This is a genomic window from Mesorhizobium sp. C089B (genome assembly GCF_030323125.1).
Taxonomy (GTDB): domain Bacteria; phylum Pseudomonadota; class Alphaproteobacteria; order Rhizobiales; family Rhizobiaceae; genus Mesorhizobium.
This window is the reverse complement of the sequence record NZ_CP100469.1, coordinates 4,923,710-4,938,331: the sequence shown is the minus strand read 5'-3', so window position 1 is coordinate 4,938,331 and position 14,622 is coordinate 4,923,710. Positions and strand designations below refer to the sequence as shown.

The window sequence follows — 14,622 nt, the reverse complement described above, 5'->3', positions numbered from 1 at the left end:
CGCCCCCGGATGCTGGCTCTAACCGCCGACGGCAGCGCCGGCGGCAAGCATGTCTGGGAAAGATCGGGCAGGGAGGCATGGCGCTAACGCCATGCCCCCTAGCTCATGCGAGGATCGTCAGTTCGACTGCGCGCCGCCACCACCGTAAATGTCGAAATCGAAGTATTTCTTCGATATCTCGTCATATTTGCCGTTCGAGCGGATCGCCTTGATGCCGGCGTTGATCTTGGCCTTAAGGTCGGTGTCTTCCTTGCGCACGCCGGCGCCCACGCCCGGTCCGAGCACTTCATCGTCCGGAGCCACCATGCCCTTCAGATCGCAGCAGGCCTTGCCCTGGTCCGACTTCAGAAATGCGTCGAGCGCGATCGAATCCGCCTGGACGGCGTCGAGGCGGCCTGCGGCCAGATCGTTGTTGGCTTCGTCCTGCGTCTGGTATTCCTTGATCTCGGCGGCCGTGGGCCCGAAATGCTTCTTGGCATAGGCCGAATGGGTGGTCGACACCTGCACGCCGAGCACTTTGCCCTTGAGATCGTCGGGCGTGGCGCCGAATTTCTGGTCCTTCGGCCCGATGATGGCGGTCGGCGTGTTGTAGTACTTATCCGAGAAGTCGATGGTCTTCTCGCGTTCGGCAGTGATCGACATCGAACTGGCGATGACGTCGATCTTCTTGGTCGTCAGCGCCGGGATGATGCCGTCCCAGGCGACAGGCGTGATGACGCAGTCGAGCTTCTCCTCGGCGCAGACGGCGTCGATGAACTCGATTTCCCAGCCAACCCATTTGCCGGAAGCGTCCGGCGAGGTGAAGGGCGGATAGGGCTCGGCGGCGACGCCGATCTTGACCGGATCGGCCTTGGCCACGCCCATGGCGGCGACGCCGAGCAGCAGCGCTGCGGCGAATGTTTTCAGAACAGTCTTCATGTCACGACTCCCAGTTTGTTGTTGGTTCCCGGTTTTCTTCCGTCCCGGCTTGTCCTAGCCGATGTTGCGGATGAACTGCTTCAGCCTTTCGGATTTCGGTGCGCCGAATATCTGCTCCGGCGGCCCCTCTTCCTCGACCAGCCCGTTGCAGAGGTAGACGACATGGGTCGCGACCTCGCGGGCGAATTTCATTTCATGCGTGACCAGCACCATGGTGCGGCCCTCGCGCGCCAGGTCGCCGATCACCTTCAGCACCTCGCCGACCAGCTCCGGGTCGAGCGCCGAGGTCGGCTCGTCGAACAGCATGACGCGCGGGTTGATGGCCAGGGCGCGGGCGATCGCCGCGCGCTGCTGCTGGCCGCCCGAGAGATAGGCCGGATAGACGTCGCGCTTTTCGGCCAGGCCGACGCGCGCCAAAAGCTTTTCGGCTTCCCTGATCGCCACGTCGCGCCTGACGCCCAGAACATGCACCGGAACCTCGATGACGTTCTCGATCAGCGTCATGTGGCTCCACAGGTTGAAGTTCTGGAACACCATGCCGAGCTTGGCGCGGATGCGTTCGATCTGCCGGCGGTCGGCGGGCACGGTGTGGCCGTGGCTGTCGGCCTTGAGTTTGATCTCCTCGCCATTGACGCGGATGATGCCGCTGGTCGGGTTTTCCAGGCAGTTGATGCAGCGCAGCAGCGTCGACTTGCCGGAACCCGAGCCGCCGATAATGGCGATCACCTCGCCGTCGCGCGCCGACAGCGAAACGCCTTTCAGCACATGCAGATGGCCGAATTTCTTGTGCAGGTTCTCGACATGGATGGCTTCGGCGGCGCCGTCCTGCGCCTTGCCGGATTGGACTGCGGCGGTTCCCGCCGCGCTCACCGGGGAACCTCTGCCACAGGGTCCACGGCAGATCGTCGAACGTCTATCCGGCTAATCAACATACGCTGTAATGCCCACTCCAGACTTCAGCATGGACCCAACAGCGCGAGCCCGTCAATCCCGCTCATTACGGCACTTGCGGCCTTATTGTGCAAGTGTATAAATAGCCTCCGATGAAATTTCTTCCATTTTTTTCACCCTGAACACGGCATTGAAAAGGGCACTGATGAGCGCTTTCGGATCACAGTCCATGGCGGCGCCGTTGCGGCGCGTGCTGATGCGGTCGGCGGCCAATGCCATGCGCGGTGCCGACCGGGCTACCTGGCACTATGGCCCGGGTTTCGACCCGGCGAAAGCGGCGGCGCAGCACGCGGCTCTCGCTGAGCTGGTGACGGCGTCCGGCGCCGAAATCGAATGGATCGATGACAATGCCGACGGGCTGTCGGATTCCGTATTCACCCACGATCCGTCACTGATGACCGATCGCGGCGCGCTGATCCTGTCCATGGGCAAGCCACTGCGCGCCAGGGAGCCATCGCTGCATGAGGAAACCTACACACGCTTGGGTATTCCTATCCTCGGCCGCGTCGAGGCTCCCGGCCAGGTCGAAGGCGGCGATTGCGTATGGCTGGATAAAAACACGCTGGTAATCGGGCGCGGGGTGCGCTCCAACCAGGAAGGCATACAGCAGGTTTCCAACCTGCTGACGCCGCTCGGCATTTCCGTCTACGGCTTCGATCTGCCGCTGTGGCAGGGCGAGGAGGCGTGCCTGCATCTGATGTCGGTGATCAGCCCGCTGGCCGACGACCTGGCCCTGGTCTATTCACCGCTTTTGCCGGCGCCGTTCTATCAGTTGCTGAAGGCGCGCGGCATCCGGCTGGTGGAAGGCGACGCCGAAGAGTTTGCCGCGTCCAACGGCCTCAGCCTGAACGTGCTGCCGACCAGCCCGCATAAGGTCATTGCCGTCGCCGGCTTTCCCAAGACCAAGGCCGCGATGGAAGCCGCCGGCTGCACGGTTCAAATCTTCGAGGCGGATGCCCTCTGCATCGCCTGCGAAGGTGGGCCGACATGCCTGACGCGGCCCATCCTGCGGCAATGAATGAGCGCCGCAAGTTCCGCCGCGAGGGCGAGGAGCGGCGGCGGCAGGATTTGATCGACGCGACCCTGGACAGCGTGGCCGAACATGGGCTGGAGGGCGCCAGCCTGCGCACCATCGCACTGCGCGCCGGTGTCACCGCCGGGCTGATCCGGCACTATTTCCCCGGCAAGGAAGACTTGCTGCAGGAAGCGTACGCGGCGCTGATGGGCCGCATGACCGAGCAGGCGAAGGCGGCATTGCTCATGGAAGACGCCTCGCCGCGCCAGCGCCTTGCGGCCTTCGTTGCCGCCAACCTCAACGCGCCGATCATCGATGCACGCGTGTTTTCGCTCTGGGCAACCTTCATCGGCCGCGCCGGCGCGGATCCGAGCCTGGCTCGCGCCCACCGCGAAGGCTATCTCGGCTTTCGCAACGAGGTGGAAGCAGTCGTTGCCGAAGTGCTCGGCGCCGAGCAGCGCAGGCCAAACGCAAATGAGCTGCGCCGCCATGCCATCGCGATCAACGCGATCATCGACGGGCTCTGGATCGAAGGCTGTCTGGCCGCAGAGATGTTCTCGCCTGGCGAATTGGCGGGGATCGGCGTCAAAGCCATAGAGGCCGAGCTCGGCCTCGCGCCGCAAACGCAATTCCAGGAAAAGTGAGAAGCGGTTTTCCGTCCGGAATTGCGTTAAAAACAAAGAGGTAGAGCCGATCATTGTTTCCGTTGAACAGTGGTCGGCACTAACGGGAGAGAACCCATGACCACCATCGGCGAAGCCCTCATCACGCTGCTCGAAGCGCATGGCGTCGACACCGTTTTCGGCATTCCTGGCGTCCACACTGTCGAGCTTTATCGCGGGCTGGCGCGTTCAAAGATACGCCATGTCACGCCGCGTCACGAACAGGGCGCCGGCTTCATGGCCGACGGCTATGCCCGTGCCAGCGGCCGGCCGGGCGTTGCCTTTGTCATCACCGGACCGGGGCTGACCAACACCATCACCGCAATGGGCCAGGCGCGCGCCGATTCGGTGCCGATGCTGGTGATTTCGGGCGTCAACGCGATGCCGACGTTGGGAAAGGGACTGGGCTTCCTGCACGAACTGCCGGACCAGCGCGGCATGATGGAGAAGGTGGCGCTGTTTTCGCAGCGTGTCACCGAGGCCAGCGAATTGCCTGGCGCTTTGGCGCGGGCCTTCGCGCTGTTTTCGTCGTCGCGGCCGGGCCCCGTCCATATCGAGATCCCGACCGACGTCATGGTCAAACCGGCCGACGGCATCGCTGCTTCGCTCACCAATGCAGCGCCGCCGGCGCCGGATGGCGCGGCCATTGCCGAGGCAGCCAAACTGATCGCAGCCGCGCGCCGGCCGCTGATCCTTGCCGGTGGCGGCGCCAAGCGCGCCGAACAGCCATTGCAGCTTTTGGCCGAGCGGCTCGGCGCGCCTGTCGCCCAGACCGCCAATGCGCGCGGTCTGCTGCATGCACATCCGCTTTGCGTGCCGGCCAGCCCCAGCCTGAAGGCGGTGCGTGCGCTGATGGCAGACGCCGATCTGGTCATCGCCGCCGGCACCGAATTCGGCCCGACCGACTATGACGGTTACAGCGATGGCGGCTTCGTGCTGCCCGCCAATCTGATCCGCATCGATATCGGCGCCGACCAGCTCGCCCGCCGCCCGGTGAGCGTCGGCATCCAGGCCGATTGCGCGGAGGCGCTTGGCGCACTGCTTGGCGCGCTCCACCCTGATCATGCCGCGGCGAAGGACGGCGAGAGCCGCGCAGCCGCGTCGAGAAAGGCGGCCTTTGCCGAGCTCAGCCCGGCCTATGCCGCGCAGGTGCGTGCGGTGGAAACCATTCGCGACGCGCTGCCGGGCGCCATCATCGTCGGCGATTCCACCCAGCCGATCTACGCCGCCAACCTTTACTACGACCATGACCGGCCAGGCGGCTGGTTCAATGCCGCCACCGGTTTCGGCGCGCTCGGCTACGGACCACCGGCGGCGATCGGCGCAGCCCTTGCCATGCCCGGCGTGCCGGTGGTCTGCCTCACCGGCGACGGCGGCTTCCAGTTCACCTTGCCGGAGCTGGGCGCGGCGCTCGATGCACCCGCACCGGTCATCTTCGTCGTCTGGAACAACAGATGCTATCGCGAGATCGAAACGTCGATGCTCGATGTCGGCGTCGAGCCGGTCGGCGTGTCGCCGGCGCCGCCGGATTTCTGCAAGCTGGCCGAGGCCTACGGCATATCAGCCGAACGGCTTGCCGGTACTGCCGGTCTCGCCGATGCGCTCAAACGCGCACGCGCAACCAGACTGCCGCACGTCATCGAAATCACCATCGACTGACGCTTGACCGCGCGCTTTACGTCAATGCGCGGGTCAGAAGGGGGCGGTCGGCGACTTCGAGCGATGCAAAGACGCAACAACTGCCATGTCGAGATGTCGGTTGAGTGATCGTGCAAAAGGCGCGACGCTCTGCGTCGGCGCGGCACGACAAGCGACATAATCATAAGAAACGACAGGAGCGTCCAGGATGACGGAAACAGTTCAGGGCAAGCATATCGTGGTGACCGGTGGCACCGGGGCGCTGGGTGCCGCGGTCGTCGGCAAATTGCTGGCGGACGGCGCGATCTGCCATGTGCCGAATGCCCACGCGTCGGCCCCCTCGCATTTCCCCTTCGCGGCCCATGATCGCGTCCGGCTGGCGCACAATGTCGATCTCGCCGATCCTGCCAAGGTCGATGCCTTCTATGACAGCGTCCCCGAATTGTGGGCCTCCATCCATCTGGCCGGCGGCTTTGCCGCAGCCCCGGTCGAGAAGATCGAATCCGCATCCTTTGCCGAAATGATGGACACCAACGCCCGCACCGCCTTTCTGTGCTGCCGCGCGGCAGTGCGCTCCATGTTGGGCTCGAACACAGCGGGCCGCATCGTCAATGTCACGGCACGCGCCGGGCTCGACCCGCGCCGAGGCGCCGGCATGGTCGCCTATACCGCGAGCAAAGCGGCAGTGGCGGCGATGACCGTGGCGATGGCGGAAGAGCTGAAGCACAAAGGCATACTGGTCAACGCGGTGGCGCCCTCGACGCTCGATACGCCGGCCAACCGCGCCGACATGCCGGATGCCGATTTCGGCAAATGGGTCAGCCTCGAAGCCGCCGCCGAGGCAATCGCCTATCTGGCATCACCGGCCAATCTGGCAATGAGCGGAACGCTGGCGCCACTTTACGGCCGCGCCTGAAGTTCCGCCGCGCAGGCGACTCATTTGGTTTGGCTTCCGATGGCGGCCTTTGCCGACCTCGCCTGAGTCTACAGCGGAGGTTGGCCATTCAATCATGGCGTCCGCCGACGCCTCCACGGCATTAGAAGGCCTGCGACTACGTCAGGTTCGAGACGCCCGCTTCCACGACCTCGACTGCGTCGCCGATGGCGATCGCGCCGGCGTTGTTGGGAATCGCATTCTGGCCGAAGATGATGCCGCCCTTGGCGGAGCGGTGGAGTTTGCCAAGCGTCTGCAACGGCTCGCGCGGGTCCGGCTGCTCGCCGCTCAACGGATCTCGGGTGGTGATGACGCAGCGCGAGCAGGGCTTTGCGATCCGCAACTCCACCGTGCCGATGCGGATCGTCTTCCAGCTGTCTTCAGGCCATGCGCCTTCTGCGTCGACGACGATGTTTGGCCGGAACCGCGCCATCTCGATGGGCCTGGCAAGATGGCTGTTCAGATGGTTCAGCGAGCCTGTCGTGGCGATCAGCAGCGGAAAACCGTCGGCAAAGCCGACGAAATCGCCGGGCTGGCCGAATTCCGCATCGACCGGCCGGTTTTGCGGATCGTCGAAATAGACGAGATCGACAGGCCGGCCAAGAATAGCCGAGAGATAGGCGCCGGCGGCCGGATCGCCCGGCCGCGCGGCAGCCATATCCTTCCAGATCTTGACTTGCCGGAGCGCGGTGCCGGGAGCCGGAGCCTCGACGAAGTGCGAGCCATGCCTGTCATGTTTCAACAGGATGCCCGTTCCGCGATGCTCGACGTCGATCGTCGTCATATCAGGTATCTGGCGAATGGTGAGGAACTGCCCATCCTTGTCGACGACCATCCAGCGGCGGTCGCCTTCCATGCCCATTGTCTCGATGTCGGCGCTCGGCACGGCATGGCCGCGCAGGCTCTTGACCGGATAGCGATAGAGTTCGACGACCTTCATCCCGCATGCTTCTCCGTTGCCCGAAGGGCCGGACTTCCGTGTTTACGTCTGCAACGACGGCCGAGCCTACAACCGCGCGTGTGGAATTGAAGGGGTTGCACAGTCTTAGTCTAGTGCCAATCGCGCAGCCGAGCATGAAAAACCCGCGAGCCTTGCGGCCCGCGGGTTTTCTTGTTCAGGCTGCGCGCGAGGCGCAGCCGAGGCTTACGCTTGCGCGAAGCGGCTTACGCGCTGCGCGCAAAGCGGCTTAGCTGCCCTGCTTCTTCAGCGCGGCGCCAAGGATGTCGCCCAGCGAAGCGCCGGAGTCGGTAGAGCCGTACTGTGCGACGGCTTCCTTCTCTTCGGCGATTTCCAGCGCCTTGATCGAGACCTGCAGCTTGCGGGTCTTCTTGTCGAAGGCGATGACGCGGGCGTCCAGCTTCTGGCCGACCGAGAAGCGCTCGGGGCGCTGCTCGTCACGGTCACGGCTGAGGTCGTTGCGCTTGATGAAGGTCTCTATGCCGCTGTCGACCAGCCGCACTTCCAGGCCGCCATCCTTGATGCCGGTGACTTCGCAGGTGACGACCGCGTTCTTGCGCAGTTCGCCTGAAGTCGCCGCTTCGCCGACCGTATCCTTGGCCAGCTGCTTGATGCCGAGCGAGATGCGCTCCTTGTCGATGTCGACGTCGAGCACCTGCGCCTTGACCATGTCGCCGCGATTGTACTCTTCGATGACCTGCTCGCCCGGACGGGTCCAGTCGAGGTCCGAGAGGTGCACCATGCCGTCCACGTCGCCTTCAAGGCCGATGAACAGGCCGAACTCGGTCTTGTTCTTGACCTCGCCCTCGACCTGGCTGCCGACCGGATGGCTCGCGGCAAAAGCCTGCCACGGATTCTCGAGCGTCTGCTTGAGGCCGAGCGAGATGCGGCGCTTGGCCGGATCGACCTCGAGCACGACCACGTCGACTTCCTGCGTCGTCGACAGGATCTTGCCGGGGTGCACGTTCTTCTTGGTCCACGACATTTCCGAAACGTGGATGAGGCCTTCGATGCCCGGCTCCAGCTCGACGAACGCGCCGTAGTCGGTGATGTTGGTGACGGTACCCTTGATCTTCTTGCCGATCGGGAACTTGGTGCCGATCTCGGACCACGGATCGCTCTCGAGCTGCTTCATGCCGAGCGAGATGCGGTGGGTTTCCTGGTTGATGCGGATGATCTGCACCTTGACCGTCTGACCGATGTTGAGGATCTCGGTCGGGTGGTTGACGCGGCGCCATGCCATGTCGGTGACATGCAGCAGGCCATCGATGCCGCCGAGGTCGACGAACGCACCGTAATCGGTGATGTTCTTGACGACGCCTTCGACAACCTGGCCTTCTTCGAGGTTCTGCACGATTTCCGAACGCTGTTCGGCGCGGCTTTCCTCGAGCACGGTGCGGCGCGACACCACGATGTTGCCGCGGCGGCGATCCATCTTGAGGATCTCGAAGGGCTGCGGGTTGTGCATCAGCGGAGAGACATCGCGGATCGGGCGGATATCGACCTGGCTGCGCGGCAGGAAGGCCACGGCGCCGTCGAGGTCGACGGTGAAGCCGCCCTTGACCTGGTTGAAGATGACGCCTTCGACGCGCTCACCCTTGGTGAACTTCTCTTCGAGCTTGACCCAGCTCTCTTCGCGGCGGGCCTTGTCGCGCGACAGGACGGCTTCGCCCAGCGCGTTTTCGATGCGCTCGACCATGACCTCGACCGTGTCGCCGACCTTGAGCGTCGAGTCCTTGCCCTTGACGCCGAATTCCTTCAGCGGCACGCGGCCTTCGACCTTGAGGCCGACATCGATGATGGCCATGTCTTTTTCGATCGCCAGGATCGTGCCCTTGACGACCTGACCTTCGCCGGAGTGACCGGTGGTAAATGATTCTTCGAGCAGGCTCGCGAAATCGTCGCGAGTGGGATTTGCAGCTGACATATTTTCTCCTGGAGTGCCCCGCATCTGAAGCGGGACGGGCGCCGTGGGTTAGCGTTGCGTTGGCCTGCCGGCGTTCCGGGCTACAAAAGCCCTGGGCCGCCTAAGCGGCAATTCCGGCGCATGAAGAATGCTGGCAGGCTGGTTCGTGCCCGATATGGGTATTTTCTTCGCTTCCGGCAATCGGTGGAGCGGGAAAACCCTGGATCAGGCTTTGTCTCTCTTGGCCAGGGCGTCGTCGATGATCGCTTTGGCCGCCAGAAACGCGGCCTCTATAGCCATTTCGGAGGTATCAAGCAAGTGCGCGTCCGCCGCCGGCTTCAGCGGCGAGTCGGCGCGGCCCATGTCGCGCTCGTCGCGGCGCACAATATCGGCAAGAATTTCGGCGAAATCGGCGGTGCCGCCGATGCTTTCGATCTCGGCCAGCCGGCGCTGCGCCCGCACTTCGGCGCTCGCCGTCACATAGAGCTTTATGTCGGCGTCAGGGCACACAACCGTGCCGATGTCGCGCCCGTCGAGCACCGCGCCTGGCGGTGTCCTGGCGAAATCGCGCTGCTTTTCGACCAGGATGCGCCGGACGGTAGGGTAAATCGCGACCTTCGAGGCCGCCTCGCCAACCGCATGCGCCGACAGCACCGCACGGTCGAGCTTTGCCAGATCGACCTGGCGTGCGGCGGTTTCGGCTGCTGAGACATTGTCGAGTGGCAGCGCGTGCCGGATCAACGCATAGGCGACGGCGCGGTAGGTGAGGCCGGTGTCGAGCAGGTTGAGGCGGTAGTGGTCGGCCAGCCGTCGGGCCAGCGTGCCTTTGCCGGCGCCGGCGGGACCGTCGATGGCGATGGTGAAGGTCATTGGCGGGCCAACACGAAAGACAGACGCCGCGATCCTTCGCGCCCCCCTCTGTCCTGCCGGACATCTCCCCCTCCAGAGGGGAGATCAGAAGCTTCTGCGCCCCACTCTTTCCTGCAATTTCGAAAACTGGCGAAAGCCGCTGTGACGGCCGATCTCCCCCCTTGAGGGGGAGATGTCCGGCAGGACAGAGGGGGGCGCTGTCCCGCCGACATCTCTGCTTGCTTTGCGCTTGGCATCAACCTACCCGATCTCCGCACCGAGCCCCGTCATCAGACCCATGAACTCCGGGAAACTCGTCGCGATCATGGCGGCGTCGTCGATGGTCACCGGCTTTTCCGTTGCCAGCCCCATTACCAGGAAGCTCATGGCGATACGATGGTCGAGATGCGTCTGCACCGTCGTGTCCTGGCCATTGGGATGGCCGCCCAGCCCCTTGCCGCCGGGCTTTCCGCGCACCGCGAGCGAAGCTTCGCCTTCGGCGCAGTCGACGCCGTTGAGCTTCAGCCCATTGGCAACCGCTGCCAGTCGGTCGGATTCCTTCACCCGCAGCTCTTCCAGCCCCTGCATCAACGTCTCGCCCTCGGCGAAGCTCGCGGCAACCGCCAGCACCGGATATTCGTCGATCATAGACGGCGCCCGCTCGGGCGGCACGGTGACGCCCTTGAGCTCGGAGTAGCGCACGCGCAGATCGGCAACATCCTCGCCGCCGGCATTGCGCGGGTTCAAGATGTCGATCTGGCCGCCCATTTCCTGCAACGTTAGAAGCAGGCCGGTGCGGGTGGGGTTCATCAGCACGTTCTCGATGACGATGTCCGAACCCGGCACGATCAGTGCCGCGACCAGCGGGAAGCCGGCCGAGGAGGGGTCGCCGGGCACGGCGATGGTCTGCCCCGTCAATTTGCCCTGGCCCTCGATGAAGATGTGGCGCACGCCGCGCTCGTCGGTCTCGACCGAGAGATTGGCGCCAAATCCCCTAAGCATCTTTTCGGTATGATCGCGCGTCATCACCGGTTCGATCACGGTGGTGATGCCGGGCGTGTTGAGGCCTGCCAGCAGCACGGCCGACTTCACCTGCGCCGAGGCCATCGGCACGCGGTAGGTAATGGGTGCGGCGTGTTTCGGCCCATGCAGCGTGATCGGCATGCGGTCGCCCGGCGTCGCCTTCAGCACCTGCACGCCCATCTGGCGCAAGGGTTCGAGCACGCGGCCCATCGGCCGTCCCGACAGCGATGCGTCGCCGATGAAGGTCGTTTCCATGTCGTAAGTGCCGACGAGGCCCATTGTGAGGCGGGAGCCGGTACCGGCATTGCCGAAATCGAGCGGGCCTTCCGGCTGCAGCAGCGCGCCATTGCCGGTGCCGCGGATCACCCACTCGGCGCCGCGCTTCTCGATATGCGCGCCCATCGCCTTCATGGCGGCCGCCGTGCGCATCACATCCTCGCCTTCGAGCAGGCCGGTGACGCGGGTTTCGCCGGAGGCAAGGCCGCCGAACATCATGGAACGGTGCGAAATCGACTTGTCGCCCGGCACGCGAGCGGTGCCGGAAAGGGCGGATGATTTGCGGGCGGTGGCCGGCTTGGCAGCGGCGGCGTGAGACATGGAATTTCCCTGGACGGAATGCCGGCGCACCGGCGCTTTTCATTTGTTGCGGCGGTCTCGTATCACGGCGGGCACGAATGGTCATCCCCATGGTCGTCGCTTGGCGCGAGGCCTTTCAGTGCTTGGTTTTGTGACGCCGGCTTTTCGCTTTGACAGCGCGGTAAACTGTGGTTAAGGGGACCACTCTTTTACTGACGAGGCTTGACGTGGCAAAAAACGAACTTGGCACAAAGCGTGTCGACCCTGAAACGGGCCGAAAATTCTACGACCTGAACAAGGACCCTGTCGTCTCGCCCTATACGGGCAAGACGTATCCGCGTTCCTATTTCGAGGACGGCAAGATCGCCGCCCTCGAAGAGGAAGAGGAAGTGGCCGAGAAGGAAGTGGACGCCGAGGAAGAAGAAGGCGTTGAAGTCGTCTCGCTTGAAGAGGCCGACGAAGACGTCAAGGCCGGCGACGAGCTTCCCGACCTGGGCGACGACGAGGACGATGTCGATCTAGGCGACGATGAGGACGATACTTTCCTTGCCGACGAAGAGGAAGAAGACGACGATGTCGCCGACATGATCGGCGTCGGCGACGACGACGACGAAGTCTAAGAACGCTTCGAACGCATGCATTTAGCGGCGTTCACGGGCTATGACGAAAAAGCGGCCCTCGAAGGCTTGATCTTCAGGGAAGGCGGGGTTAGAAGCCGCCTGCACTAAACGGCGCGGTCCTGAAACCCGCGCCGGACCTCTCGCCGGCAACGGCGACGGCTGACTGCCGGAGTGGGGCCATAGCTCAGTTGGGAGAGCGCTTGAATGGCATTCAAGAGGTCGTCGGTTCGATCCCGATTGGCTCCACCAAACAGTCTCTTTCCGACGCTCGGTTTCGCGGCATTCATGCTTGTCGCCTGCCAGTCGGCGCCTGAACCATCATCGCCGCCCGCACCTCAGCCCATGGAGCCTGCCGCGATCTCTGCTCCTGATGGTGCGGCGGTCCTCGATCCATCCGTGCGGGTTATGCCGCCCGGCGAAGGCGTCCCGGCCAAATATGTCGCGTTTTCCGGCATATGGGGCGGACAGCTGGACGGGATGTATGACGGCAAGCTCGCCGTGCTGACGATTACGCGCGGCGGCAATGTCACCGCCACCTATGCCTGGGGCGATGTCGCCGACAACAAACCGGGCGTGGCCGACGGCGAAGGCAAGATTTTCGGCAACACGTTGAAACTGCGGCGCCTTCCCAATGGCGCGGACGTCAGCGCGGTCATTCAGGCGGACGGAACGCTGGCCGTCACCTATGGGCTTGCCGACCGAACCTATACGGGCACGTTCACCAAGCAATAATCGCGAGAGCTAATCTTCCGGGGGAGCCACGGCTGGCCCCTTCCCCGATCAGTGCAGGCCGAATTCGCGCAGCAGTTCTTCGCGATAGCGCACGAAGCGGCTCTCGCTGCGCTCGCGCGGGCGTGGCAGGTCGATGTCGATCAACCGCGCCGCGCCGCCTTTCTCCTTGGGCAGGATCAGCACCCGGTCGGCAAGATAGATCGCCTCCTCCAGATCGTGGGTGACCATCACCATGGTGACGTTCTCCTCGCTCCAGATGCGCGCCAGTTCCTCCTGCATGCCTATCTTGGTCATGGCGTCCAGCGCCCCCAGCGGCTCGTCGAGCAGAAGGATCTCGGGCTGCACGGTGAGCGCCCGGGCGATGCCGACGCGCTGCGCCATGCCGCCGGAAAGCTGGCTCGGAAAAGCATCGGCGAATTCAGCAAGGCCGACCAGTGCGACGTAGAAGCGGGCGCGTTCCTCGGCTTGTCTCTTGGGAACGCCACGCACTTCGAGGCCGAAGGCGACATTGCCGAGCACGCTGAGCCAGGGCAGCAGCCGCGGCTCCTGGAAAATCACGGCACGCTCGGCGCCGACGCCATGCACCGGCTGGCCGTCGATCGCGACACCGCCGCTGTCGGCCGCCTCCAGCCCGGCCAGAATACGCAGCAGCGTGGTCTTGCCGGAGCCGCTGGCGCCGACGATGACCAGGCATTCCCCCGAACGAATGTCGAGGTTGAGCGTCCGCAGCACGGCAAGCTGGCGCCCGCCGAGGCTGAAGGATTTGGACAGGTCGCGGATCGAGACCTCTCCGCCACGGTTGGAACCGGCCATCTTGTCTCTCAGCTATTTCAAAGCTCAGTTGATCTTGGTTTCGCCGGGCCGGTACAGGATGTCGGCGGCTTTCAGCTTGCCCTTGGCCAGACGGCCGTCGCGCTCCAGCACCGCGACCCAGAAGTCGATGTCGCGATCGGTCGCCTGCGCACCTTCGCGCAGACCAAAGCCGGTCCAGTAGCGGGCGAGATCGCCGTTTTCGCCGCGCTTGTCGAGGATAGTGGCCAGCACCTTGCGGGCTTCGTCCGGGTTCTGGCGCGACCAGTCCGAGGCGCGCGCCGACTGTTCGACGAAGTTGCGCGCCGCATCCGGGTTGGCGGCAATGAAGTCGCGCCTGAGTACGACGAAGCCGCCGGCGAGTTCGCCGAGCACCTGGGTGTCGTCGAACACGCCGCGCACGCCGCCGTTGGCGACCAGCGCGCCGGCAAAGGTCGCCTGCCAGTAGCCGAGGCCGGCAATGTCGACCTGGCGCGAGCGCAGCGTCTGCTCAAGCTGCGGGCCGGGCACGACAATGAGGTTGGCGGCGGTCGGCGGCAGGCCGACGCTGTGCAGGGCCTCACGCACCGTATAGTCGAGATGAGCGCCGAGCGTGTTGACCGAGATGGTCTTGCCGGCAATGTCGGCGATCGATTTGATCGGGCTGTCTTCCAGCACGTAGAAGACGCTCTTCACATCCTTGTTGATGCCGTTGCTCGGATACGCCGCGACGAAGTCGTTGCCGCCGGAGATCGAGTTGATCACCGCCGCGGTGGCGGCCGAGCCGATGTCGACGCTGCCGGAAGACAGCGCAAACAGCGATTCCGGTCCGCCCGAGGAATAGCCGACATTCTCCAGCTCGACGCCGAGCCCTTTGAAGTAGCCAAGCTCGTCGGCCAGCTCGTGCGGGGAGATGCTGCCACGGCTGGCGAGGTAGCGGAACTTGACGGCTGCGGCTTGCGCAAAGGCCATGCGCGGCAGGCCGGCGGCGATGAGGCCGGCGGCAAGCGGCGCGCCGGCAAGCAGCGAACGGCGGGTGATTTTCATGATC

At 64.3% G+C, this 14,622-nt stretch carries 14 protein-coding genes and 1 tRNA gene; 7 read left to right on the top strand and 8 right to left on the bottom strand.

Going from position 1 to position 14,622, the window contains the following annotated elements; genetic code table 11:
• Positions 1–117: 117 nt before the first annotated feature.
• Complete coding sequence (locus tag NLY44_RS24470; RefSeq protein ID WP_023671323.1) at positions 118–918, bottom strand: transporter substrate-binding domain-containing protein; 801 nt, start codon at positions 916–918, stop codon at positions 118–120.
• Positions 919–972: 54 nt separating this feature from the next.
• Positions 973–1,788, bottom strand: a complete 816-nt coding sequence (locus NLY44_RS24465) for an ABC transporter ATP-binding protein (RefSeq protein ID WP_023671322.1) — start codon at positions 1,786–1,788, stop codon at positions 973–975.
• A gap of 226 nt (positions 1,789–2,014) precedes the next feature.
• On the opposite strand from NLY44_RS24465, the gene NLY44_RS24460 reads away from it, so the two are divergent.
• The 4 genes from NLY44_RS24460 (at position 2,015) to NLY44_RS24445 (ending at position 6,100) form a co-directional block, all read left to right on the top strand.
• Positions 2,015–2,887, top strand: a complete 873-nt coding sequence (locus tag NLY44_RS24460; protein ID WP_023671321.1) for a dimethylarginine dimethylaminohydrolase family protein — start codon at positions 2,015–2,017, stop codon at positions 2,885–2,887.
• Positions 2,857–3,528 carry a TetR family transcriptional regulator C-terminal domain-containing protein gene (locus NLY44_RS24455; protein WP_023671320.1) on the top strand — a complete coding sequence of 224 codons (672 nt, stop codon included), beginning with the start codon at positions 2,857–2,859 and terminating at the stop codon, positions 3,526–3,528. Before NLY44_RS24460 ends, NLY44_RS24455 begins: the two co-directional genes overlap by 31 nt.
• A gap of 96 nt (positions 3,529–3,624) precedes the next feature.
• The gene (locus NLY44_RS24450; protein WP_023689217.1) at positions 3,625–5,205 is read left to right on the top strand and encodes a 5-guanidino-2-oxopentanoate decarboxylase; all 1,581 of its coding nucleotides are present in this window, start codon (positions 3,625–3,627) and stop codon (positions 5,203–5,205) included.
• A gap of 187 nt (positions 5,206–5,392) precedes the next feature.
• Complete coding sequence (locus NLY44_RS24445; protein WP_023671318.1) at positions 5,393–6,100, top strand: SDR family NAD(P)-dependent oxidoreductase; 708 nt, start codon at positions 5,393–5,395, stop codon at positions 6,098–6,100.
• 136 nt (positions 6,101–6,236) lie between these two features.
• Here the strand turns inward: NLY44_RS24445 and NLY44_RS24440 are convergent, their stop codons facing one another.
• The 4 genes from NLY44_RS24440 to aroA form a co-directional block, all read right to left on the bottom strand.
• On the bottom strand, positions 6,237–7,058 hold the full coding sequence (locus NLY44_RS24440) for an MOSC domain-containing protein (protein WP_023689216.1): 822 nt from the start codon (positions 7,056–7,058) through the stop codon (positions 6,237–6,239).
• Positions 7,059–7,305: 247 nt separating this feature from the next.
• Entirely contained in the window at positions 7,306–9,003 is a 1,698-nt protein-coding gene (gene rpsA / locus NLY44_RS24435; protein WP_023671316.1) for a 30S ribosomal protein S1, read from the bottom strand.
• Between the two features lie 204 nt (positions 9,004–9,207).
• Positions 9,208–9,852, bottom strand: a complete 645-nt coding sequence (cmk, locus tag NLY44_RS24430) for a (d)CMP kinase (RefSeq protein ID WP_023671315.1) — start codon at positions 9,850–9,852, stop codon at positions 9,208–9,210.
• 240 nt (positions 9,853–10,092) lie between these two features.
• On the bottom strand, positions 10,093–11,451 hold the full coding sequence (gene aroA / locus NLY44_RS24425) for a 3-phosphoshikimate 1-carboxyvinyltransferase (protein WP_023671314.1): 1,359 nt from the start codon (positions 11,449–11,451) through the stop codon (positions 10,093–10,095).
• 206 nt (positions 11,452–11,657) lie between these two features.
• On the opposite strand from aroA, the gene NLY44_RS24420 reads away from it, so the two are divergent.
• The 3 genes from NLY44_RS24420 to NLY44_RS24410 all read left to right on the top strand — a co-directional run bounded on the left by NLY44_RS24420 (position 11,658) and on the right by NLY44_RS24410 (position 12,782).
• Positions 11,658–12,050, top strand: coding sequence for a TIGR02300 family protein (locus NLY44_RS24420; protein WP_023671313.1), 393 nt, complete (start codon positions 11,658–11,660; stop codon positions 12,048–12,050).
• Between the two features lie 173 nt (positions 12,051–12,223).
• A tRNA-Ala gene (locus NLY44_RS24415) sits at positions 12,224–12,299 on the top strand.
• Positions 12,300–12,392: 93 nt separating this feature from the next.
• Positions 12,393–12,782, top strand: coding sequence for a hypothetical protein (locus tag NLY44_RS24410; RefSeq protein WP_023689215.1), 390 nt, complete (start codon positions 12,393–12,395; stop codon positions 12,780–12,782).
• Positions 12,783–12,830: 48 nt separating this feature from the next.
• Here NLY44_RS24410 and NLY44_RS24405 read toward each other — a convergent pair whose 3' ends face one another.
• Positions 12,831–13,595 carry an ABC transporter ATP-binding protein gene (locus NLY44_RS24405; protein ID WP_023671311.1) on the bottom strand — a complete coding sequence of 255 codons (765 nt, stop codon included), beginning with the start codon at positions 13,593–13,595 and terminating at the stop codon, positions 12,831–12,833.
• Between the two features lie 24 nt (positions 13,596–13,619).
• A complete protein-coding gene (locus tag NLY44_RS24400; protein WP_023732650.1) occupies positions 13,620–14,618 on the bottom strand; it encodes an ABC transporter substrate-binding protein in 999 nt (332 codons plus the stop codon).
• Positions 14,619–14,622 lie beyond the last annotated feature (4 nt).

Excerpts from the sequence above, each read along its gene's own strand:
- NLY44_RS24400 (WP_023732650.1), bottom strand. The coding sequence starts at position 14,618 with ATGAAAATCACCCGCCGTTCGCTGCTTGCCGGCGCGCCGCTTGCCGCC.
- rpsA (WP_023671316.1), bottom strand. The coding sequence starts at position 9,003 with ATGTCAGCTGCAAATCCCACTCGCGACGATTTCGCGAGCCTGCTCGAA.
- cmk (WP_023671315.1), bottom strand. The coding sequence starts at position 9,852 with ATGACCTTCACCATCGCCATCGACGGTCCCGCCGGCGCCGGCAAAGGC.
- NLY44_RS24455 (WP_023671320.1), top strand. The coding sequence starts at position 2,857 with ATGCCTGACGCGGCCCATCCTGCGGCAATGAATGAGCGCCGCAAGTTC.
- NLY44_RS24405 (WP_023671311.1), bottom strand. The coding sequence starts at position 13,595 with ATGGCCGGTTCCAACCGTGGCGGAGAGGTCTCGATCCGCGACCTGTCC.
- NLY44_RS24470 (WP_023671323.1), bottom strand. The coding sequence starts at position 918 with ATGAAGACTGTTCTGAAAACATTCGCCGCAGCGCTGCTGCTCGGCGTC.
- NLY44_RS24410 (WP_023689215.1), top strand. The coding sequence starts at position 12,393 with ATGGAGCCTGCCGCGATCTCTGCTCCTGATGGTGCGGCGGTCCTCGAT.
- aroA (WP_023671314.1), bottom strand. The coding sequence starts at position 11,451 with ATGTCTCACGCCGCCGCTGCCAAGCCGGCCACCGCCCGCAAATCATCC.
- NLY44_RS24450 (WP_023689217.1), top strand. The coding sequence starts at position 3,625 with ATGACCACCATCGGCGAAGCCCTCATCACGCTGCTCGAAGCGCATGGC.
- NLY44_RS24460 (WP_023671321.1), top strand. The coding sequence starts at position 2,015 with ATGAGCGCTTTCGGATCACAGTCCATGGCGGCGCCGTTGCGGCGCGTG.
- NLY44_RS24445 (WP_023671318.1), top strand. The coding sequence starts at position 5,393 with ATGACGGAAACAGTTCAGGGCAAGCATATCGTGGTGACCGGTGGCACC.
- NLY44_RS24440 (WP_023689216.1), bottom strand. The coding sequence starts at position 7,058 with ATGAAGGTCGTCGAACTCTATCGCTATCCGGTCAAGAGCCTGCGCGGC.